The 5,450-nt window shown below is 63.2% G+C and carries 3 protein-coding genes; all 3 read right to left on the bottom strand.

Annotated features, from left to right (window positions below):
- Nucleotides 1–34: 34 nt before the first annotated feature.
- The 3 genes from G3436_RS21130 to rnhB all read right to left on the bottom strand — a co-directional run bounded on the left by G3436_RS21130 (nt 35) and on the right by rnhB (nt 5,342).
- The gene (locus tag G3436_RS21130) at nt 35–982 is read right to left on the bottom strand and encodes an acetyl-CoA carboxylase carboxyltransferase subunit alpha (RefSeq protein ID WP_163949097.1); all 948 of its coding nucleotides are present in this window, start codon (nt 980–982) and stop codon (nt 35–37) included.
- A gap of 106 nt (nt 983–1,088) precedes the next feature.
- Complete coding sequence (dnaE, locus tag G3436_RS21125; RefSeq protein ID WP_163949094.1) at nt 1,089–4,610, bottom strand: DNA polymerase III subunit alpha; 3,522 nt, start codon at nt 4,608–4,610, stop codon at nt 1,089–1,091.
- A gap of 102 nt (nt 4,611–4,712) precedes the next feature.
- A complete protein-coding gene (gene rnhB / locus G3436_RS21120; protein WP_163949091.1) occupies nt 4,713–5,342 on the bottom strand; it encodes a ribonuclease HII in 630 nt (209 codons plus the stop codon).
- Between the last annotated feature and the right edge of the window lie 108 nt (nt 5,343–5,450).

Here is a 5,450-nt window from a genome sequence, read left to right as displayed (position 1 = left end):
GCTTGCCAGCGAAAGGGCCACCGATGACGTCAGGTCAGAGCCCGTAGCTCATCAGGCGATCGTAACGGCGCTTGAGCAGCGCGTCGTTGTCGAAGCCCTTGAGCATGTCGAGCTGTTCGATCAGCGAGGCACGGATATTGGCCGAGGTCTTGGCCGGATCACGGTGCGCGCCGCCCAGCGGCTCGGCGATCACCTTGTCCACGATACCCAGACCTTTCAGGCGCTCGGCGGTGATGCCCATGGCTTCGGCCGCATCCGCAGCCTTCTCGGCGGTCTTCCACAGGATCGAGGCGCAGCCTTCGGGCGAGATCACCGCGTAGGTGGAGTACTGCAGCATGTTCAGCTGGTCGCACACGCCAATGGCCAGGGCACCGCCCGAACCGCCTTCACCGATCACGGTGGCGATGATCGGGGTTTTCAGGCGCGCCATGACACGCAGGTTCCAGGCAATCGCTTCGCTCTGGTTGCGCTCTTCGGCATCGATGCCTGGGTAGGCACCCGGGGTGTCGATGAAGGTCAGGATCGGCATCTTGAAACGCTCGGCCATTTCCATCAGGCGGCACGCCTTGCGGTAGCCCTCAGGGCGCGGCATGCCGAAGTTGCGACGTACTTTCTCGCGCACTTCGCGGCCCTTCTGGTGACCGATCACCATGACCGGCTGATCGTCCAGGCGAGCAATGCCGCCCACGATCGCCGCATCGTCGGAGAAGTGACGATCGCCATGCAGCTCGTCGAACTCGGTGAAGATATGGTCGATGTAGTCCAGGGTGTACGGGCGACGCGGGTGACGTGCCAGACGCGCAATCTGCCAGCTGGTCAGGTTGCCGAAAATGCTTTCGGTCAGCGTGCTGCTCTTGTCTTGCAGACGGGCGATTTCATCGCCGATGTTCAGCGAGTTGTCATTGCCGACCAGGCGCAGCTCTTCGATCTTGGCTTGCAGGTCAGCAATCGGCTGTTCGAAATCCAGAAAATTCGGGTTCATAGGCATCCGTCTTGGGTCGACGGCCAGGCGGCCGGCCGGTTGATCCGTTTGGCGCCCTACCTTAAGGGATCAGGCGCATTCAGGTCGAGATTAAAAATTCATCAATTCATCGATATTGCAGAAAGACGTTCTCACGTCCGAACTGGTCACGCAGGGCCTGAATCAGTCCGTCCGCCGGGTCGATCCGCCAGCCCTCGCCAAACTGCAGCAAGGCGCGGGCATCGCTGCCGGTATATTCCATGCTGATCGGGCACGCACCACGGTGGCGCTTGAACAGCTCGCCCAGCCAGGCCAACCGGTCGCCCTTGAGCGCATCGGCATGAATCTTCAGGCGCAGGCTTTCGGCCAGGTTGGTGCGCGCATCCTCCATGCTCATCACCCGCTTGACCCGCAGGCGCAGGCCACCGGAGAAGTCGTCGTTGCTCACCTCGCCTTCCACCACCACCATCGCGTCGGTCTGCAGCAACGGCTGCGCCGCCATGAACGCATCGGCAAACAGCGACGCCTCGATCCGCCCGGAGCGGTCGTCGAGGGTCACGAAGCCCATCTTGTCGCCCTTCTTGTTCTTCATCACGCGCAACGCAATGATCATGCCGGCGACCGTCTGGGTATCGCGCGCAGGCTTGAGGTCGATGATGCGCTGGCGGGCGAAACGGCGGATCTCGCCCTCGTACTCGTCGATCGGGTGGCCGGTGAGGTACAGGCCCAGGGTGTCTTTCTCGCCGCGCAGGCGCTCCTTGAGGGTCAGCTCGCGGGCGTTGCGGTGGTTGGCGTAGACGTCGGCATCGGCCTCCACGAACAGGCCACCGAACAGGTCCGAGTGCCCGCTGTCGTGGGTGCGTGCGGTCTGTTCGGCCGACTTGATGGCTTCTTCCATGGCCCCCAGCAACACCGCGCGGTTGCGGTCGATGTTGGCCTGATAGGCCTTGATCTCGTCATGGAAGAATGGCCCCAGACGGTCCAGCGCGCCGCTGCGGATCAGCGCATCGAGGGTGCGCTTGTTGATACGCTTGAGGTCGACGCGCTCGCAGAAGTCGAACAGGTCCTTGAACGGTGCGCTGCTGCGGGCTTCGACGATCGCTTCGACCGGCCCCTCGCCCACGCCCTTGATCGCGCCCAGGCCATACACGATACGGCCGTCATCGTTGACCGTGAACTTGAAGTCGGAGGTGTTCACATCCGGCGCGTCGAGGCGCAGCTTCATGCTGCGCACTTCCTCGATCAGCGTCACCACCTTGTCGGTGTTGTGCATGTCCGCCGACAGTACCGCGGCCATGAACGCAGCCGGGTGGTGGGTCTTGAGCCAGGCGGTCTGGTACGACACCAGGCCGTAGGCGGCGGAGTGGGACTTGTTGAAGCCGTAACCGGCGAATTTCTCCACCAGGTCGAAAATGTTGCCCGCCAGGTCCGGGTCGATATTGTTGCTCGCGCAACCTTCGATGAAACCGCCGCGCTGCTTGGCCATCTCTTCGGGCTTTTTCTTGCCCATGGCACGCCGTAGCATGTCCGCGCCACCGAGGGTGTAGCCAGCCATCACCTGGGCGATCTGCATCACCTGTTCCTGGTACAGGATGATGCCGTAGGTCGGCGCCAGTACCGGCTTGAGGCCTTCGTACTGGTAGTCCGAATGCGGGTACGCCAGCTCGGCGCGGCCGTGCTTGCGGTTGATGAAGTCGTCCACCATGCCCGATTGCAGCGGACCGGGACGGAACAGCGCCACCAGTGCGATGAGGTCTTCCAGGCAGTCGGGCTTGAGCTTCTTGATCAGCTCCTTCATGCCGCGCGACTCAAGCTGGAACACGGCCGTGGTCTCGGCCTTCTGCAGCAGGTCGTAGGTCTTCTTGTCATCCAGCGGGATGAAGTCGATGTTCAGGTCCGGCAGGCCGACCTTGGCCTGTTCGCGGTTGATCGTCTCCATCGCCCACTTGATGATGGTCAGGGTACGCAGGCCGAGGAAGTCGAACTTCACCAGGCCCGCCGCCTCCACGTCGTCCTTGTCGAACTGGGTGACCAGGCCGCCGCCCTCTTCATCACAGGCAATGGGCGAGAAGTCGGTGAGTTTGGTCGGTGCGATGACCACGCCACCGGCGTGCTTGCCGGTACCCCGCGTGACGCCCTCGAGCTTGAGGGCCATGTCCCAGATTTCCTTGGCATCCTCGTCGGTCTTGAGGAAGTCGCGCAGCATTTCCTCCTGCTCGTAGGCCTTCTCCAGGGTCATGCCGACTTCGAAGGGGATCATCTTCGACAGGCGATCGGCCAGGCCGTAGGACTTGCCCTGCACCCGCGCCACGTCGCGTACCACCGCTTTGGCCGCCATGGTGCCAAAGGTGATGATCTGGCTAACCGCATTACGCCCGTAGGCGTCGGCCACGTACTCGATCACCCGGTCACGGCCGTCCATGCAGAAGTCGACGTCGAAGTCGGGCATCGAGACCCGTTCCGGGTTGAGGAAGCGCTCGAACAGCAGGTCGTAGGCCAGCGGGTCAAGGTCGGTGATCTTCAGCACATAGGCCACCAGCGAGCCGGCACCCGAGCCCCGACCCGGGCCCACCGGCACGCCGTTGTTCTTGGCCCACTTGATGAAGTCCATAACGATCAGGAAGTAACCGGGGAAGCCCATCTGGATGATGATGTCCAGTTCGAACTTCAGGCGGTCGAGGTAGACCTGGCGCTTCTCTTCATAGTTGGGCGTGGTGTCTTTGGGCCACAGCACCGCCAGGCGTTCTTCCAGGCCTTCGTGCGAGACATGGCGCAGGTAGTCGTCGATGCCCATGCCGTTGGGCGTCGGGAAGTCGGGCAGGAAGTGCTTGCCCAACTGCACCTGGATATTGCAGCGCTTGGCGATCTCGACCGTGTTGGCCAGGGCATCAGGCAGGTCGCTGAACAGCTCGGCCATTTCTTCCGGGCTTTTGAGGTACTGCTGGTCGCTGTAGTTGCGCGAGCGGCGCGGGTCGTCCAGGGCACGGCCTTCACCGATGCACACGCGGGTTTCGTGGGCGTCGTAGTCGGTCTGCTTGATGAAACGCACATCGTTGGTCGCCACCAGCGGCGCGCCCAGGCGATCCGCCAGGGCCACGGCGGCATGCAGGTACTCTTCGTCGCCGGCACGGTTGGTGCGCTGCACTTCGACATAGAAGCGCTCGGGGAACATCGCCATCCAGTCGCGCAGCAAGGCCTCAGCCTCAAGCGGGTTGTTGCCCAGCAGCGCCATGCCGATGTCGCCCTCCTTGGCCGCCGACAGGGCGATCAGCCCTTCGCTGGCCGGCGCGATCCACTCGCGCTGGATCACCACCACGCCATTGCGCTGGCCGTCCATCCAGCCCCGCGAAATCAGCTCGGTGAGGTTGCGATAGCCTTGCGCGTCCATGGCCAGCAGGCAGATACGCGACAAGGGCAGGTCGGGATCGGCGTTGGCCAGCCACAGGTCGGCGCCGCAGATCGGCTTGATCCCCGAGCCCATGGCGGTCTTGTAGAACTTGACCAGCGAGCACATGTTGCTCTGGTCGGTGACGGCCACCGCCGGCATGTTCATCCCGGCCAGGGCCTTGACCAGCGGCTTGATCCGCACCAGGCCATCGACCAGCGAGAATTCGGTATGCAGGCGAAGATGAACGAAAGAAGCCGACATGATGATCCTATAGCAGCACAAAACAACAAGGCCCGGATTGTACCGGGCCTCGATCAAAACTACAGCCAGTGCGGGGTGACACCGGCCGAGTGGCGCCGGCGTCTACACCGCCAGCACGCCGTTGCCGCGCAGGTTGCGGGCTTCGAACGCGGCACGCACCGGTGCGAACGAGCGCCGGTGGATCGGCGTAGGGCCCAGGCGCGCCAGGGCCTCCAGGTGCACCGGGGTCGGGTAGCCCTTGTGCCCGCCAATGCCGTAGCCAGGATAGACCAGCTCGAATGCCGCCATTTCGCGGTCGCGGGTCACTTTGGCCAGGATCGACGCCGCCGCAATCGCTGGAACCTGGCTGTCACCCTTGACCACCGGTGCCGACGGCACGTTGAGCTTGGGGCAACGGTTGCCATCGATCAACGCCAATTTGGGCGTGATGTGCAGGCCTTCGACCGCACGCTGCATGGCCAGCATGGTGGCATGCAGAATGTTCAGTTCGTCGATTTCCTCGACTTCGGCACGGGCAATGTGAAAGCTCAGGGCTTTCTCGCAAATCTCGTCGAAGAGCTTTTCGCGGCGCGCCTCGGTGAGCTTCTTCGAATCATTCAAGCCCAGGATCGGCCGGTTTGGGTCAAGGATCACGGCAGCGGTGACCACTGCACCGCACAGCGGGCCACGGCCGACCTCGTCAACCCCGGCGACCAGGTCTTCGACCAGGTTGAAGTCCAGTCCGATTTGCATTTATCTGTGTTCCAGCAAGGCCAGCACCGCTTCGGCCGCCTGGTTGGAGGCGTCGCGGCGCAGGGTGCGGTGAATCTGGTCGAAGCCTTCGGTCTGTTGCGCGCCCCC

Source organism: Pseudomonas brassicae (assembly GCF_010671725.1).
GTDB lineage: Bacteria > Pseudomonadota > Gammaproteobacteria > Pseudomonadales > Pseudomonadaceae > Aquipseudomonas > Aquipseudomonas brassicae.
Note: the sequence above shows the minus strand (reverse complement) of the source record. Positions and strands in the feature narration are given on the sequence as shown.

What these genes read in the sequence shown, in the direction of transcription:
- rnhB (WP_163949091.1), bottom strand. Translation starts at nt 5,342, where the DNA reads ATGCAAATCGGACTGGACTTCAACCTGGTCGAAGACCTGGTCGCCGGG.
- G3436_RS21130 (WP_163949097.1), bottom strand. Translation starts at nt 982, where the DNA reads ATGAACCCGAATTTTCTGGATTTCGAACAGCCGATTGCTGACCTGCAA.
- dnaE (WP_163949094.1), bottom strand. Translation starts at nt 4,610, where the DNA reads ATGTCGGCTTCTTTCGTTCATCTTCGCCTGCATACCGAATTCTCGCTG.